The sequence below is a fragment of the Actinospica durhamensis genome (assembly GCF_018139695.1).
In the GTDB taxonomy this organism is placed as follows: domain Bacteria; phylum Actinomycetota; class Actinomycetes; order Streptomycetales; family Catenulisporaceae; genus Actinospica; species Actinospica durhamensis.
In genome coordinates this window covers 1-16,137 of the sequence record NZ_JAGSOG010000090.1, presented here as the reverse complement: position 1 = coordinate 16,137, position 16,137 = coordinate 1, and the positions used below count along the sequence as shown (strand labels likewise).

Annotated in this window: 12 protein-coding genes; 10 read left to right on the top strand and 2 right to left on the bottom strand. The window is 71.4% G+C overall.

The annotated features are described in order from the left end of the window. Positions 1-14: 14 nt before the first annotated feature. The 5 genes from KDL01_RS18690 (at position 15) to KDL01_RS18670 (ending at position 8,519) form a co-directional block, all read left to right on the top strand. Positions 15-5,339, top strand: a complete 5,325-nt coding sequence (locus KDL01_RS18690; protein ID WP_212529802.1) for an OmpL47-type beta-barrel domain-containing protein — start codon at positions 15-17, stop codon at positions 5,337-5,339. A 155-nt stretch (positions 5,340-5,494) separates the two neighbouring features. After that, positions 5,495-6,001, top strand: coding sequence for a hypothetical protein (locus KDL01_RS18685; RefSeq protein ID WP_212529801.1), 507 nt, complete (start codon positions 5,495-5,497; stop codon positions 5,999-6,001). 24 nt (positions 6,002-6,025) lie between these two features. After that, complete coding sequence (locus tag KDL01_RS45295; RefSeq protein WP_212529800.1) at positions 6,026-7,198, top strand: C40 family peptidase; 1,173 nt, start codon at positions 6,026-6,028, stop codon at positions 7,196-7,198. 32 nt (positions 7,199-7,230) lie between these two features. Next, entirely contained in the window at positions 7,231-7,758 is a 528-nt protein-coding gene (locus tag KDL01_RS18675; protein WP_212529799.1) for an HIT family protein, read from the top strand. A gap of 236 nt (positions 7,759-7,994) precedes the next feature. Beyond that, a complete protein-coding gene (locus KDL01_RS18670; protein WP_212529798.1) occupies positions 7,995-8,519 on the top strand; it encodes a C40 family peptidase in 525 nt (174 codons plus the stop codon). A 7-nt stretch (positions 8,520-8,526) separates the two neighbouring features. Here KDL01_RS18670 and KDL01_RS18665 read toward each other — a convergent pair whose 3' ends face one another. Both KDL01_RS18665 and KDL01_RS18660 read right to left on the bottom strand, forming a co-directional pair. Continuing rightward, positions 8,527-9,069, bottom strand: coding sequence for a DinB family protein (locus KDL01_RS18665; protein WP_212529797.1), 543 nt, complete (start codon positions 9,067-9,069; stop codon positions 8,527-8,529). Positions 9,070-9,408: 339 nt separating this feature from the next. Beyond that, on the bottom strand, positions 9,409-9,915 hold the full coding sequence (locus KDL01_RS18660) for an inorganic diphosphatase (RefSeq protein WP_212529796.1): 507 nt from the start codon (positions 9,913-9,915) through the stop codon (positions 9,409-9,411). Between the two features lie 151 nt (positions 9,916-10,066). Here KDL01_RS18660 and KDL01_RS18655 point away from each other — a divergent pair, with 151 nt between their 5' ends. The 5 genes from KDL01_RS18655 to folE all read left to right on the top strand — a co-directional run bounded on the left by KDL01_RS18655 (position 10,067) and on the right by folE (position 15,992). Then, positions 10,067-11,251: a zinc-dependent metalloprotease gene (locus KDL01_RS18655; protein WP_212529795.1), complete on the top strand. Its 1,185-nt coding sequence runs from the start codon at positions 10,067-10,069 to the stop codon at positions 11,249-11,251. 48 nt (positions 11,252-11,299) lie between these two features. After that, the gene (tilS, locus tag KDL01_RS18650; protein ID WP_212529794.1) at positions 11,300-12,337 is read left to right on the top strand and encodes a tRNA lysidine(34) synthetase TilS; all 1,038 of its coding nucleotides are present in this window, start codon (positions 11,300-11,302) and stop codon (positions 12,335-12,337) included. 18 nt (positions 12,338-12,355) lie between these two features. Continuing rightward, positions 12,356-12,907: a hypoxanthine phosphoribosyltransferase gene (gene hpt / locus KDL01_RS18645; RefSeq protein ID WP_368861601.1), complete on the top strand. Its 552-nt coding sequence runs from the start codon at positions 12,356-12,358 to the stop codon at positions 12,905-12,907. A gap of 272 nt (positions 12,908-13,179) precedes the next feature. After that, on the top strand, positions 13,180-15,129 hold the full coding sequence (gene ftsH / locus KDL01_RS18640) for an ATP-dependent zinc metalloprotease FtsH (RefSeq protein ID WP_212529793.1): 1,950 nt from the start codon (positions 13,180-13,182) through the stop codon (positions 15,127-15,129). 239 nt (positions 15,130-15,368) lie between these two features. Further along, entirely contained in the window at positions 15,369-15,992 is a 624-nt protein-coding gene (gene folE, locus KDL01_RS18635) for a GTP cyclohydrolase I FolE (RefSeq protein WP_438801969.1), read from the top strand. Positions 15,993-16,137: the final 145 nt, after the last annotated feature.

Genomic DNA, 16,137 nt, shown 5'->3' with positions numbered 1-16,137 from the left:
CCCTGGAGTGCCTGATGGCCTATCGGCCACCCCTACCCGCCGCGCCGGGCCGTCGGTTACGGCGGCTGACGGCCGTCGGCCTCGCCGCGGTCCTCGCCCTGACCGGCGAGACGCTGGCGCTGGTCCAGCCGGCCTCGGCCGACGCGACCTACGCCACGCGTGACGCCGTCACCCCGATCGTGTCCTACAACTTCGACGCCGACTCCGGTACGACCGTCGTGGACGGCTCCGGCCACGGCAACAACGGCACCTGGAGCGGGACGCCGGCCTACGCGTCCGGTGTTTCCGGCCAGGCGCTGCACGTGAGCGCGGGCAAGAACTTCGTCACCCTGCCGAAGGTGGCCGGCCAGACCGACGGCTCGGGCAGCTTCTCCTTCGAGACCTGGTGGTACGACAACACCGAGACGGTCGACGCGCCGCTGGTGTCGAACCAGAACTTCGCCTCCTGCGCCAACTCCGGCTTCAGCTTCTACCACCTGAGCGGCACCTACCAGCAGCGTTCCTGCTTCGGTGTCAACGGCACGAAGACCTACAGCACCACCGACACCACCTCGATCCGCAGCGGCTGGCACTACCTGGCCGTGGTCGAGGACTCGAGCGCGCACACGTACTCGTACTACGTCGACGGCACGCTCTTCTCCACCACCTCGACGATCTCGGGCACCACGGCCGCGAACTTCGACTCCGGCGACCCGATCCGGATCGCCCAGGACGGCACCGGGGCCTACAGCGCGACGGACGACGCGCTGGTCGACGACTTCAACTTCTACAACCAGGCCATCACCGGCGACCAGATCGCGGCGGACTACGCGGCGACCAACCCGGCCACGCACTTCCAGGTGACGGTCACCAACGACGGCCACGGCACCGGGACGGCCTCGGTGCTCGCGCCGTCCTCCGGCGACTCCGACACCCTGATCGCGACCCCCGCGCCCGGCTACACCTTCGCCTCGTGGGTCCCGGTGACCCCGTCCACGCTGGCGATCGACGGCAACGGCGGCTTCACCGACCCGGGCACGCCGGTGACCGTCGAGGCCACCTTCACGCCGAACACCTACACGGTGAGCTACGACGGCAACGGCGCGGACGGCGGCTCGACGGCGTCGCAGTCCATGACGTACGGCCAGTCGGCCACGCTCTCGCCGAACGGGTTCACCGACTCCGGCCAGCAGTTCATCGGCTGGGCCGCGACCCCGACCGGCACCCCGGCGTACACCGACGGGCAGAGCGTCAGCGACCTGACCACGAGCAACGGCGGCACGGTGACGCTCTACGCGCGCTGGGCCCCGGCCGGCAGCTACACCGTCTCCGAGTCCGGCGACGCGCACGTCACGGTGAGCTCGTCCGCCGACGCGAACAACGGCTGGGCCGCGCCCGGCACGACGGTCACGCTCACCGTGACCCCGGCCACCGGCTACACCTCGGCCTGGGAGGTCCTCTCCCCGGCTGGGCTGAGCATCGCGGCCGACGGCTCGTTCACCATGCCGTCCGCGAACGTCTCGGTGCAGGCGGTCTCGTCGCCGGACACGTACACGGTCGCGTTCGACGGCAACGGCGCCACCGGCGGGTCCACGGCGAACGAGTCGTTGAGCTACGGCCAGTCGGCTGCGCTGACGACGAACGCCTACACCCGCACGGGCTACGCGTTCCTCGGCTGGTCCACGAGCCCGACCGGGACCGCGACGTACACCGACGGCCAGAGCGTCAGCAACCTGACCGCGGCCAACGGTGCGACCGTGACCCTGTACGCGGTCTGGAACCGCTACCGCGCGGTCGGAGACACCGTCGCTCCGGTGGTTTCGTACGACTTCGACAACTCGACCAGCACCACGGCCACCGACAGCTCCGGCTACGGCAACGACGGCACCTGGAACGGCACCGTCACCTACGCCAAGACCGGCGTGTCGGGCGACGCGGCGCACCTGAGCGCGGGCACGAGCTACATCCAGCTGCCGAAGGTGGCGGGTGAGACCGACGGCGCGAGCAGCTTCTCGTTCTCGCTGTGGTGGGGCGAATACAGCGAGACCGTGGACGCTCCGATCGTGAGCAACCAGAACTTCGCGTCCTGCAACAACGCCGGCATCTCCTACTATCACGTGTCCGGCACCTCGACGACGCGCGCCTGCTGGGGCCTGACTTCCGGCGGCACGAAGGAGTACCTGACCACCGACCCGACCGCGCTGACCGGCAACTGGCACTACCTGTCGGTGGTCGTGGACCGCAGCGCCCAGACGGTCAGCTACTACGTCGACGGCGCCCTGTTCACGACGTCGACCTCGGCGATGATGGGTTCGACCACGAGCCTCGCCTCCGGCCTGCCCTTCATGATCGGCCAGGACGGTACGGGCGTGTACGCGGCCTCGAGCGACGCGCTGGTGGACGACTTCGACTTCTACGACAAGGCGATCTCGGCCGCCCAGATCGCCAACGACTACAACGCGACCAAGCCCGCCGCCACCGCGCTGCCGGCCGAATCCACGGTCGACCTCGCCACGCCGGTCTCCACGCTCGCCAAGGGCTTCGTCTCCGACACCTTCCACGGCGCACAGGTGCGCGTGGGGGGCGCGGTGGCGCAGCCGCTCGCGGGTCTGTGGAACGGCAACGCGGTCACCTCGTACACCGAGGTGAGCGGTGACTCCTGGCTGACCGTCAGCTCGGCCGGCGTGGTCAGCGGCACCGCGCCGAGCTCCGTCCCGCAGCACCCCGGCACGATCACGGTGCGGGCTACCGACGGGACCACGACGTCGACGATCACCGTCGAGGTCCCCGTCATCGCCGCGGACGACGCGCCGCAGCTGGCCACCGCGACCTGGAACCTCTGGGACGCGGGCACCCACGTGGACGGCGCGCAGCTCAAGGACCTCGCCGTGATCGCGAACAACGGGCTCGAGGTGATCGGCGTCCAGGAGGACGGCGGCACCGTCGCGGGCGCGCTCGCCAAGGCCCTGGGCTGGTACTCCTACGAGGGTGCGGACGGCCTCGGCATCGTCTCGGCCTACCCGATCTCCTCGGCCGGCGAGGTCGACGCGACCGACTCGGCTCCGGCGGTCGGCGTGACCGTGGACGTGGCCGGGCGCTCCGTGCGCGTCTGGAACGCGGCGCTCGACGAGTCCGCCTACGGGCCGACGCAGGCCTGCACGAGCGGATCCGACGCCGCGTCACTCGTGGCGGCGGAGAAGGGCACCACTCGGTACGCGCAGGCCCAGGCCATCACCGCCGAGATCCAGCCCGACGTCATGGCGGCCGACGCCACGCCGGTGGTCTTCCTCGGCGACCTGGCCTCGCCCTCGGCCTCCGACTGGACCGACGCGAACGCCTCGCCGCACTGCGGCGTCGGGGCTGTGGACTGGCCGGTGCCCGACCTCATCACCGGCACGGGGCTGACCGACTCGTCGGCCGGCACGGGCAACACCTGGCCGATCGTCTCGACCGACGCGGGCGACCCGTCGCCTGAGCGGGTCGACTACGTCGACTACGCCGGAGCCGATCTGCACGTGCTCGGCTCGAACACGCTCGTCGCGGGCTGGCCGACGTCCGACAGCGTCGCGTCCAACGCCTGGACGAGCGACCACGCCGCCGTGGTGACGACGTTCCGGATCGGCGACGCGTCCACCTCCACCCAGTCCGCCCCGACCGTGACCGTCGCGCACGACCGGCTGACCTACCAGGTCGGCAACGGGCCGGCGGGTGACGCGATCCTGACCGCCGCCATCGGTGCCACGGCCGACCCGTCCGACGCGACCGTCGCGGTCGACTCGAGCGACGTCGACTACAGCGCCGTGGGCTCCTACACCGCCCTGGTCACCGCGACCGAGGACGGCTACATCTCCGACCCGGTCGCCGTCGTGGTCCAAGTGGTCCCGGTGGCCACGGTCCAGCTGACGAACAGTTCCGTCTCGGTCAACGGTCTCGGCCTGAACCAGGCGGAGGTGCTCGACGGACTCGGCGCCGCCCTCAACGTGGACGGCGTGGTCAACGTGGACCTGTCCACCGTGAACAAGGCGGTGGCGGGCAGCTACACCGTGACGGTGACCGGCACGGACGACTACGGCTTCACCGCTGCGGCGCAGGCCACGGTCGTGGTCGCGACGCCGGACCTGCCGCCGGTCGTCACCGCCACGGTGGACCCGGGTACGGCCGACGGCACCGCGGGCTGGTACGTCTCGAGCCCGAGCATCTCGGCGAGCGTCACCGACGACGCGGGCACCACGCCGGTCATCGAGTACCGCATCGGCGACGGCGGCTGGGTGCCCTACAGCGGGGCGCTGAGCGTCTCCGAGGGCTCCTGGACGTATCAGTTCCGTGCGGTGGACGACTACGACCAGGTCTCCGACACCGTCAGTGTGCCGATCAAGGTGGACACGGTGGCGCCCTACACCACCGCCGCCACGAGCGCGGGGGCGAGCATCATCGCGCCCGTCACCGTCACCCTGAGCGCGACCGACATGAGCTCGGGCGTGGCCGAGACGCAGTATCAGATCGGCGGCGGCGCCTGGACGACCTACACCGGGCCGTTCACGGTGACGCCGGCGTTCAGCGACCAGACCGTCTCCTACCGCTCGACCGACGCGGCCGGCAACGTGGAGACGACCCGTCAGCTGGTGATCCCCGCGATCACGCCGATCGCTCCGGCGGTCTCGGCCACCGGCGCGAGCGTGCAGTACGGGACGGCGGCGAAGGTGGGCGTGACGGTCGCCTCGCCCGGCCTGCCCGCCGACGGCACGGTCTCGCTGACCGAGGGCGCCACCGCACGCGGCACGGCCACCTTGTCCGGCGGCACGGCCACGTTCACGCTCCCGGTCGGCCTGGCGGTGGGCACGCACACGCTCACCGCCACCTACTCCGGCAGCGACCTGCTCACCTCCGCGACGCGGAGCCTGACGGTCACGGTGGTGCTGCCGCAGGCCTGGAGCGCCGGCACGGCGTACACCGCCGGCGCCCAGGTCGGGTATCAGGGTCAGATGTACCTGGCCGACTGGTTCGCGCAGGGCCAGGTGCCCGGTGCCGACCCGAACGGGCCGTGGGAGCAGATCTCGATGACGGAGGCCGGCACGGCCGTCTGGACCGCCTCGCGGATCTTCAACACCGGTGACGTGGTGGTGTACGGCGGCGCGACCTACCAGGCCGCGTGGTACACCCGCGACCAGGTCCCCGGCGACCCGACCGGACCGTGGGAGCAGATCGGCGCCCCCGACGCCAACGGGATCGCCGCCTGGACCGCGTCGATGGTCTACAACACCGGCGACAAGGTCGACTACCAGGGCGTGGTCTACCAGGCGCAGTGGTACAGCCGCGATCTGACCCCGGGCTCCGGCGGGGGCTGGAAGGCGATCGGCTGAGCGAGGGCGGGGCGGTGCGCCGCCCCGCCGCCGGCCTCGTGCCCACGTCGAGACCCTGTTCGGGTGTTAACGTGGGCACGAGGCTTTTCACCCGTACGGAGGGGACGGCGGGCAGCCTGCGCCGTCTCGGGCCCGGTACGACGTATACCGGGGATATGAAGACCGGTCAGCGCACGACGCAGGACGCGCGCCGCGAGGCGCTTCTGCTGGATCTGCCGGAGGACCAGGCCGAGCTGTACATGCGCTTGCGCACGGTGCCGGCCAGTCGCTTCGCCGAAGGGGTGGCGGCCCGCTCTGCCGCGCTGCGGCTGCCCTACGCCGTGCTCACCCACTGCTATCTCATGATCCTGATCGACGAGGCGGCCGCCACCGAGCCGGACCCGACCCGGGCCCCGCTGCTGCCCTACGCCCCGGCCGAGGCGGCGCGCAAGCTCGCGCTGGCGCTGCCGCGCACCTTCCGCGAGGAGTCCGACCCGCTCGCCGATTCGGTGCGCAACGCGCTGATCGTCTCGGCCTGCCGGGAGTGGCGCCAGGTGGCCGCGGTGCGCCAGGAGGTGACCCGGGCGTACTGGGCGGCCGGGTCCACCCTGCCGCGTCAACGCACCGGGTCCGGCGTGTCCGATGGTTCGGATGCCGCCGTACGGAGCACGATGAGGGACTGACCACGGTCGGTTCGGGAGGTGCGCGTGCGACGGACGGAGAGTTCGGGCTGGGTGACCCTGGCCGGCCCGGCCGCCTGCGCGGTGCTCACGGCCGCGATCCTGCTCGGCCACGCCGGCGCCGCGACCGCCGAGCCGCCGGGCCCGGGTACCCGCGCGCAGACGGGTGCGGATACGGGTACTGCCGCGTACGGCCGCGGCGGTCAGGCGCTCACCTCCACGCAGAACGCGCTCACCCGGGCCGAGCGGGACCTCGCCGGGCTCGAGGGTGCGGCGCAGCAGGCCACGACGGCGCGTCAGCGGGCTGCGGCCCGGGTGCGGGCGGCGGAGCAGGCTTCTGTCCGGGCGGGGACTCAGGCCCGCGTGGCCAAGGCCGCCGCGGTCCAGGCGCGGTCGAACCTGGGTCGGCTGGCCGCGGCCGTCTACCGCTACGGTCCGGCCCAGTCCACGGGCACGCTGTTGCTGATGCTCGACGTCAGCGATCCGGCACAGTACCTCGACGGCGTGCACACCATCCGCCGGGTGCTGGTCGACGCCTCGACGGTGGTGGCGCAGGCCCAGGCGGCGAGTCGCGATGCCGACGCCACGAGCGCGCAGGCCACCGATCAGGCCGCTGCGGTGACGAGCGCGGAGCGGGCGATGGCGCGGACCGCGGTCGCGGCGACCGCCGCCGCCGACGCGGCCGAGGCCCGGGTATCGAGCCTGGGCAGCGAACTCGACGCCGAGTTGGGTCGGGAGGGCATCGGTGGTGACGGCGCGTCCGAACTCGCGCGGGGCCTCGAGGCCGAAGCCGCCGCCGTACCCGCAACCGGGCCGGTATTCCCGTACGACGCCGCGGTCGAGGCGAAGGCGGTCTCCTACGCCCTGGCCCAACTCGGCAAGCCGTACCTGTGGGGCGGCGCCGGCCCGCAGTCCTTCGACTGTTCCGGCCTCGCCATGCGGGCCTACGAGACGGCCGGCGTCGAACTGCCCCACTTCGCCGCGTTCCAGTACGCCGCGAGCCATCCGCTGACGTACAGTCAACTCCGCCCCGGCGACCTGCTCTTCTGGGCCACCGACCCGAAGGACCCGAGCACGATCTACCACGAGGCGGTCTACCTCGGCGGCGGGCAGATGGTCCAGGCCCCGAAGACCGGCTGGAACGTGATGGTCTCGAACATGTGGATGTGGGGCGCGATCCAGTTCTACGCGCGGCCCTGAACAGAACTCGGCCGTTGCGTATGTTGCTCCGTATGAGTACCGGGACTGTGGATACTGATGCGTACGCCGCGCGGCTGCGGGCAGACAACGACGCAGGGCACTGCTTCATCTGCGAGCTGGCCGATCCCCGCACGACGCCCGAGCGCGAGATCGTCGCCTACCGCGACGAGCACTGCGTGGTCTTCTTCCCCCAGTGGCAGCGGCTTCGCGGCTACTGCCTGCTCGCGCCGGTCCGGCATGTGACCGGCGTCGTCTCGGATTTCGAGGAGCCCGAGTACCTCGAGGTGCAGCGGCGGGTCCATCGGCTCGGCCTGGTGCTGTCCTCGCTGACGCCTACCGAGCGGCTCTACGTGTGCAGTCTCGGCAGCATGCAGGGAGTCGAGCACGTGCACTGGCACCTGGCGCCGCTGCCGCCTGGCGTGCCGTTCCGGGAGCAGCAGTTCGCGGCCATGGACAAGGCCGAGTACCTGGTCATCCCCAAGCCGGAACTCGACGAGCTCGCGCGGCGGATCGGGGCCGGGATGGCGGCGATGGCGGGCGCGGACCGGTCGGCCGGGTGAGCCGGGTCGGCGCGGTCGGGTTGAGCATCCGAGCGGGCGAATTCACCACTCGATAGGCGCAGTGACAGGGCCTTCGCCGGGACAGTGGGGTGACGGTTCATCATATGAATGGATGTGTGCCTTCATCAGATGTGGACCCCCAGCGCCCCATTGATACGTGCATCATCGACCGTCTGCGTGGACGGGTACGCCGTCCACGCCTGCACCGGCGAGCCCTCGGGCTCACGCTCACACTCGTGATCACGGCGGGGGCCGGGGTCGCGGGCAGCTCCGAGGCCTCGGCCGGCGTCCGGGCGCACCACCACCACGCCCGGACCGCCCGCCACCACCATCACCATCACGAGGCCATGGTGGAGCGCAGACCGGCCAGGCGGCCCACGATCGTCCTGCAGCCGCCGCCGTCCTCGACCTCCACCCGGGGCCGGATCGCGCTGGACTTCGCGATCCGGCAGATCGGCAAGCCCTACGTGTACGGCGGCGCCGGGCCCGACAGCTACGACTGTTCCGGCCTCACCCAGCGGGCCTGGCGGGCCGCCGGCGTCCGGATTCCGCGCACCACCTGGGAGCAGGCCCGCTTCGGCGCGCCGGTCTCGCTCGACCGGATCCAGCCGGGCGACCTGGTGATCTTCTACGCCGACGCCTCGCACGTGGGCCTGTACGCGGGCGACGGGAAGGTGGTCGTCGCGCCGCACCAGGGCACGTACGTGACCGTGCAGCTGATGAAGTGGATGCCGGTCCACACGGTGCGCCGGCCCGGCTGAGCCCGGGCTACTCGCCGGTCTGCCCGTCCACCGACTCGCGCAGCAGGTCGGCGTGGCCGTTGTGCCGCGCGTACTCCTCGATCATGTGGCACAGGATCCAGCGCAGGCTCGGGTGCGAGCCGTCCGCGAACTCGCGCACGGCCAGCCGGTCGAGGCCGCCGTCCGCGAGCGCCTCGGCCGTGCAGACGCGCGAGTACTCCACCGACGCCTGCCACAGCGCCCTGAGCGCCTCCGGCTCGTCCTCGGCGGCCGTGCGCCACTCCCAGTCCGGGTCGCCCTTCCAGTCCACCCCGGCCCACGGCTCCACGTGCGGCCGCCCGAACAGCGCCCGGGAGAACCAGCCGTCCTCGACCAGGGCCATGTGCTTGAGCACGCCGCCGAGCGTCATCGTGGACGCGGCCGTGGTCGCGCGCAGGCCGGCGGCATCGAGGCCGGCGCACTTCCAGGCCAGGGTGGCGCGCTGGAAGTCGAGGAATCCGAGCAGGGTGGCGGCCTCGTCGCCCGCGGCCGGGGGCTCGGGTCTGCCGTGTTCGTCCGTCATCGTCGTCATGACCGCGGAGTCTAGGCCGTGTCTTCGAACCAGCGTCGGATCAGGCCGCGGCGTCTGACGCGTGCGCTCGCAAGGCGCCGGGGCCGTGCGCATACTCGGTCGTCTGTAAACGGTCCGGCAACGCCGCGAGCGTGCGTGGCAGGCGTCGCGGCCCCGGCGATGGTTTGAAGGCACGGCCTAGGCGCCCGCTACGACGGCCGAGTCCGATTTTCCGCCCGGAGCGTCGTGATCATGCGCCCGACCATGCACGACACCCCGTCGGGCCGGCAACGGCGCCCGACGGGGTGTCCCCGGCAGTTCGGCGGATGGGTTCAGCGCAGACCGGCGGCCCGGTACAGGTCAGTGGGCGTGGCCCTGGGCCTCGGGCGACTCGGCGAAGCGCAGCCGCGAGCGGCGGATCTCCTCCTCGGCCTCGGTGCGCCCGACCCAGCTGGCGCCCTCGACCGACTTGCCCGGCTCCAGGTCCTTGTAGACCTCGAAGAAGTGCTGGATCTCCAGCCGGTCGAACTCGGAGACGTGGTGGATGTCCCTGATGTGCTCGACCCGCGGGTCGTTCGCCGGGACGCACAGCACCTTGTCGTCCCCGCCCTTCTCGTCCGTCATCCGGAACATGCCGATGGCGCGGCACATCACCAGGCAGCCCGGGAAGGTGGGCTCGTCCAGCAGGACCAGCGCGTCCAGGGGGTCCCCGTCCTCACCGAGGGTGTCCTCGATGTAGCCGTAGTCCGCCGGGTAGCGCGTGGAGGTGAACAGCATCCGGTCCAGCCTTATCCGACCGGTCTTGTGGTCCACCTCGTACTTGTTGCGCTGTCCCTTCGGGATCTCGATCAGGACGTCGAACTCCATCGGTTCCTCCATGTGCGGCTGCCGTCGAACCGCCTCCGTTGCCGGGACGCGTGCCCGCGTTTCATCGAACAGTGTCCCGTATGCGGGCCGTCGAGCGGCACGCCAGGCCGAAGGACGTGATCAACGCAACATTGGGTCGGCGCACACAGACATGGTGCGGACCGGATCGGGATACCTTGACAGTGTGGCGAACGACGAGCTCATCGACTGGCAGGTGGCCGCGGCGACGGCTCGGAGCCTGTGGCGGCCAGGGCCCGCGGTCTCGCGCGGCGCCGCCGAGCAGGCCGTGGCCGAACTGCGCGCCTGCGCGGTGGCCGCCGAGGAGCACGTGCGCACCTTCACCGGGCTGCGGGTCCCGGCCGCCGACCGGCCGGTGCTGGTGATCGATTCACGCGGATGGGCGACGGCCAACCTGGACATCATGCACACGCTCTCCAGCCCGCTGGTGGAGAAGGTGCGCCAGTACCGCGAGGGCGTGCCCTCCGGCCTGCTGCGCTCGACCGCCAACAACCTCGGCGCCAAGGTCACCGGGGCCGAGGTGGGCTCGCTGCTCGCGTTCCTCTCCACCCGCGTGCTCGGCCAGTTCGACCCCTTCGGCGACCCCGAGCGGGCCCCGGCCGGCCGGCTGCTGCTGGTCGCGCCCAACATCGTCCGGGTCGAGCGCGAGCTCGGCCTGCACCCGCCCGACTTCCGGCTCTGGGTCTGCCTGCACGAGGAGACCCACCGGGCGCAGTTCGGCGCCGTGCCGTGGCTGCGCGACCACCTGCTCGACGGGCTCGCCGCCCTGGTCGCCGAGCTCGACCTGGAGCCGGCCCAGCTCGCCGGGCGGCTGCGCGAGGCGCTGCGCCGGCCCGCGGCCTCCGGGCTGATCGCACGGGGACACGCCGAGGTGCCCGCCGAACGAGTGGAGACGGACGCGAACGCCGTCACCCCCGGGACGCGTCGCTCGTTGCTCGATGTGGTGCGGACCCCCGAGCAGCGCGCCGCGATGGACCGTCTGACCGCCGTGATGACGCTGCTCGAAGGCCACGCCACCTATGTGATGGACGGGGTCGGCCCGCTGGTCGTGCCGTCGGTCGCGGAGATCAGCCGGGAGTTCGCCCGCCGCAGGTCAGCCTCGCGGATCAGGCCGGACGCCCTGCTGCGCAAGGTGCTCGGGCTGGACGCCAAACTCCGCCAGTACCGGGACGGCGAACGCTTCGTGCGCGCCGTCGTCGGCGAGGTCGGCATGGACGGCTTCAACCGCGTCTGGACCTCGCCGAACACCCTCCCGACCATGGCCGAGATCGCGCAGCCGGCCGCCTGGGTGCGGCGGGTGCCGCTGCGCCGGGGCTGACCCGTCCGCCCCACCGCCGCACCGGCCGCACGTAAGGAGCAACCGCAGATGGGACCGGTTCCCGCCGTAGCAGCGATACGACTCGCCGTCCGCACGGCGCTCGCCGACCACCAGCCCGGCGACCTCGTCCTGGTCGCCTGCTCGGGCGGCGCCGACTCGCTGGCCCTGGCCTGCGCCACCGCCTTCGTCGCACCCCGCCTCGGGCTGCGCTGCGGCGGGGTGAGCGTGGACCACGGCCTGCAGGACGGCTCCCCCGAGCGCGCCGCCGAGGTGGTCGCGCTGCTGCGCCGACGCGGCCTCGACCCGGTCGGGTCGGTCGCCGTCACCGTGGGCCGGGCCGGCGGGCCCGAGGCGGCCGCCCGCACCGCCCGCTACGAGGCCCTCGACCACTTCGCCGAACGCTACGGCGCCCGCTGCGTGCTGCTCGGGCACACCAGGGACGACCAGGCCGAGACCGTGCTGCTGGGCCTGGCCCGCGGCTCCGGGGCCAGGTCGCTGGCCGGCATGCCCGCCGTCTTCGGGCCCGGCGGGCGCTACCGCCGCCCGCTGCTCGGCCTGCCCCGCGCCGCCACCGTCGAGGCCTGCGCCGCCGAGGGCGTACAGCCCTGGCTCGACCCGCACAACGCCGACCCGGCCTACACCAGGTCCCGGGTGCGCCACCGCCTGCTGCCGGAGCTCGCCGAGGTGCTCGGGCCCGGCATGCCCGAGGCGCTCGCCCGCACCGCCCGGATGCTGCGCGAGGACACCGAGGCGCTCGACGAGTGGGCCGCGCGGGAGTACCCGGCCTGCGAGCACGCCGAGGGCGGGCTCGACGCCCGGCGCCTGGCCGAGCTGCCCACGGCCGTGCGCCGCCGGGTGATAAGACTCGCAGCGCTGCGCAGCGGCGCCCCGGCCGGCACTCTCGCCGCCAGCCACATCGAGGCGGTGGACGCTCTGGTCACCGGATGGCGCGGCCAGGGGCCGTTGCAGCTGCCCGGCTCGGTGGAGGTACGTCGGACGAATGGCAGACTGGCCTTCGGGGCCTCGACGCCGCCGGCCCGTCCGGCGCCGACCAGGCCCGAGCTGACCGGCGCGACGTCGCCATAGGACGAGGAGAAGGTGGACGTGGACGAGAAGGACATGGGCGACAAGCTCGAGAAGATCCTGCTCAGCGAGGCGGAGATAAGCGAGGGGATCTCTCGGCTGGCCGCCGAGGTCGACGCCGACTACGCCGGTCGCGACGTGCTTCTGGTCGGCGTGCTCAACGGTGCGCTGATGGTGATGGCGGATCTGTCCCGGGCTCTGCACAACCCGATCACCATGGACTGGATGGCCATCTCCTCCTACGGGGCGGGCACCAAGTCCTCCGGAGTGGTGCGCATCCTCAAGGACCTGGACACCGACATCAAGGACCGGCACGTACTCGTGGTCGAGGACATCATCGACTCCGGGCTGACCCTCTCCTGGCTGCTCTCGAACCTGAGGCAGCGTCAGCCCGCCTCGCTCGAGGTGTGCACCCTGCTGCGCAAGCCGGACGCGGCCAAGGTCGAGATCGACGTGAAGTACATCGGCTTCGACATCCCCAACGAGTTCGTGGTGGGCTACGGACTCGACTACGCCCACCGCTTCCGCAACCTGCCCTTCATCGGGAAACTCGCCCCGCACGTCTACTCGTAGCGCCCTGCTTCCGGGGGCGGCGACCGGCCTGTGACGGACCCGGCTAATTTGGGTCCGTCAACCGGGAACGCGGCGACACCGTAGGATCGTTGCCACGATGTAATGACTCGGTACTCCGTTAGGGCCGGGTCACCCGGTTGCCCGGGGCAGCCGCCGAGTAGCGGCGGCGTGACCTGGGCATGGCCGGTTTAGGCAGAGCGAGTATTGGTTCCCGCAGCGTATGCGGCGGGAGAAGAGCCGGCAGGAGGGACGGGGCGCACCGCCCCGGAACGATGGACGTGAAGCGTATTTTCCGTGGCCCGGTGATCTGGGTCGTGCTCGTCGTGCTCGCCGTGCTCGCCGTGATGAACATCATGACCTCGGGCAGCGGCTACAAGGCCGTCGACACCTCCGAGATCATCTCTCAGATCAACTCGGGCCAGGTCGCCTCGGCAACGGTGAACACCGGCTCGAGCCAGACCATCCAGGTCGTGCTGAACGACGGCACCAAGGAGCAGGCCACCTACCTCAACGACCAGCAGGGGTTCTCGCTGACCCAGGCGCTGGACAACGCCGACAAGGCCAAGCAGCTGTCCGGCGGCTACAACGTCAACGTCACCAAGACCTCCTGGGTCGTCTCCGCCCTGGTCACGCTGCTGCCCTTCCTGCTGCTCGTGGTCGTGTTCATCTTCCTGCTGAACCAGATGCAGGGCGGCGGCTCACGGGTGATGAACTTCGGCAAGTCCCGGGCCAAGATGATGACCAAGGACACCCCGAAGACCACCTTCGCCGACGTGGCCGGCGTGGATGAGGCCATCGAGGAGCTGCAGGAGATCAAGGACTTCCTGCAGGCCCCGGCCAAGTTCCAGGCCATCGGCGCCAAGATCCCCAAGGGCGTGCTGCTCTACGGCCAGCCCGGTACCGGCAAGACGCTGCTGGCGCGCGCCGTGGCCGGCGAGGCCGGGGTGCCGTTCTTCTCCATCTCCGGCTCGGACTTCGTCGAGATGTTCGTCGGTGTCGGCGCCTCCCGGGTGCGCGACCTGTTCGAGCAGGCCAAGGCCAACGCCCCGGCGATCGTGTTCGTGGACGAGATCGACGCGGTCGGCCGCCACCGCGGCGCCGGCCTCGGCGGCGGCCACGACGAGCGCGAGCAGACCCTGAACCAGCTGCTCGTCGAGATGGACGGCTTCGACGTCAAGGGCGGGGTCATCCTGATCGCCGCCACCAACCGCCCGGACATCCTGGACCCGGCGCTGCTGCGCCCGGGCCGGTTCGACCGGCAGATCGCGGTGGACGCGCCCGACCTCAACGGTCGCAAGCAGATCCTCGAGGTGCACGCCAAGGGCAAGCCGATCACCCCGGACGTGGACCTGATGGCGGTGGCCCGGCGCACCCCCGGCTTCACCGGCGCCGACCTGGCCAACGTGCTCAACGAGGCGGCGCTGCTCACGGCCCGCACGGACAAGAAGCTCATCGACAACCACGCCCTCGACGAGGCGATCGACCGCGTCGTGGCCGGGCCGCAGAAGAAGACGCGGCTGATGAGCGAGAAGGAAAAGAAGATCACCGCCTACCACGAGGGCGGACACGCCCTGGTGGCACACGCGCTGCCGAACACCGACCCGGTGCACAAGGTCACGATCCTGCCGCGCGGCCGGGCCCTGGGCTACACCATGGTCCTGCCGGACGAGGACAAGTACTCGACCACCCGCAACGAGCTGCTCGACCAGCTCGCCTACGCGATGGGCGGACGCGCGGCGGAGGAGATGGTCTTCCACGACCCGACCACCGGCGCGAGCAACGACATCGAGAAGGCCACCAAGGTGGCCAGGGCCATGGTCACCCAGTACGGCATGACCGAGCGGCTCGGCGCGATCAAGCTCGGCCAGGACAGCGGCGAGGTCTTCCTCGGCCGTGACATGGGTCACCAGCGCGACTACTCCGAGGACGTCGCGGCCCTGGTGGACGAAGAGGTCAAGAAGCTGATCGAGAACGCGCACGACGAGGCCTGGGAGATCCTGGTGGACAACCGGGCGATCCTGGACCGGCTGGTGCTCGAGCTGTTCGAGAAGGAGACGCTGGACAAGGCCCAGATCGCGGCGATCTTCCACGATGTGCGGATCCGCGCCCCGCGTCCGGCCTGGACCGGCTCCTCCCGCCGGGTGCCCTCGGACCTGCCGCCGGTGCGCACGCCGAAGGAGCTGGCCGCGGCCAACGGCAGCAGCGGCAGCGAGTCGGTCTGAGCGTGAGCGTCTGACGCGCACGACACGCGTGGCCAGGGCCCGGGCGGAACACCGTCCGGGCCCTCGCGCATCCGTGCGGGGGCGTTCCGGCGGGTCCCGCGCCCGGCCCGCGCCCGGCCCCCGGCCCGGCTGAGCGGCGGCCACGCGGCCGAGGGTGATCATTCGCGGCCCGGGCGGCGCTAGACTGGGGCTGAAGACAGGCTTAGGACCATACTCGAGTGGCTGGTGGGCAGGTACCGGTGATCGATCCGATCTCTCTGCACGGCGAGGAGTCGGTGGACGCCGGGCGCGCGGTGGCCTCCTTCGACGAGAAGCGCGCCGAAGACGCGATACGCGAACTGCTGTTCGCAGTCGGCGAGGACCCCGACCGCGACGGGCTCAGGGACACCCCGGGACGGGTGGCCCGCGCGTACCGCGAGATGTTCGCCGGTCTGCACCAGGCGCCCGAAGACGTGCTCACCACCACCTTCGACCTCGGCCACGACGAGATGGTCCTGGTGAAGGACATAGAGCTCTTCTCGTGCTGCGAACACCACCTCGTTCCGTTCCACGGAGTGGCCCACGTCGGCTACATTCCTTCCGTGGACGGGCGCATCACCGGTTTGTCGAAGTTGGCCCGACTGGTTGATGTATACGCGAAACGGCCCCAGGTCCAGGAGCGTCTTACCACTCAGGTAGCGGACGCACTCGTCCGTATCCTGCAACCGCGTGGGGTCATCGTCGTAGTGGAGTGCGAGCACCTGTGCATGTCGATGCGAGGGATCAGGAAGCCCGGGGCGAGGACGGTGACCTCGGCCGTGCGAGGAATGCTGCGCTCGCCGGCGACCAGGGCCGAGGCGATGAGCCTGATCCTCGGTCGGTAAAGCGCGTCAAACCCGCTCCGTCCGGGCAGGAGTCAGAGGGCAGGGGCGGGCAGTCTCCCAAAGTCGGGCAACAGCGGGAGACGGACGAGAGCGCGCTCGGCCAGGGCACGGACGCATTGTCGGGTGGGGGCGCCCAGGGGAGCTC

Coding starts and splice junctions, on each gene's coding strand:
- KDL01_RS18665 (WP_212529797.1), bottom strand. CDS start 9,069: ATGACGACGATGACGGACGAACACGGCAGACCCGAGCCCCCGGCCGCG.
- KDL01_RS18675 (WP_212529799.1), top strand. CDS start 7,231: ATGAGTACCGGGACTGTGGATACTGATGCGTACGCCGCGCGGCTGCGG.
- tilS (WP_212529794.1), top strand. CDS start 11,300: ATGGGACCGGTTCCCGCCGTAGCAGCGATACGACTCGCCGTCCGCACG.
- KDL01_RS18660 (WP_212529796.1), bottom strand. CDS start 9,915: ATGGAGTTCGACGTCCTGATCGAGATCCCGAAGGGACAGCGCAACAAG.
- KDL01_RS18655 (WP_212529795.1), top strand. CDS start 10,067: ATGGTGCGGACCGGATCGGGATACCTTGACAGTGTGGCGAACGACGAG.
- KDL01_RS18685 (WP_212529801.1), top strand. CDS start 5,495: ATGAAGACCGGTCAGCGCACGACGCAGGACGCGCGCCGCGAGGCGCTT.
- ftsH (WP_212529793.1), top strand. CDS start 13,180: ATGGACGTGAAGCGTATTTTCCGTGGCCCGGTGATCTGGGTCGTGCTC.
- KDL01_RS18690 (WP_212529802.1), top strand. CDS start 15: ATGGCCTATCGGCCACCCCTACCCGCCGCGCCGGGCCGTCGGTTACGG.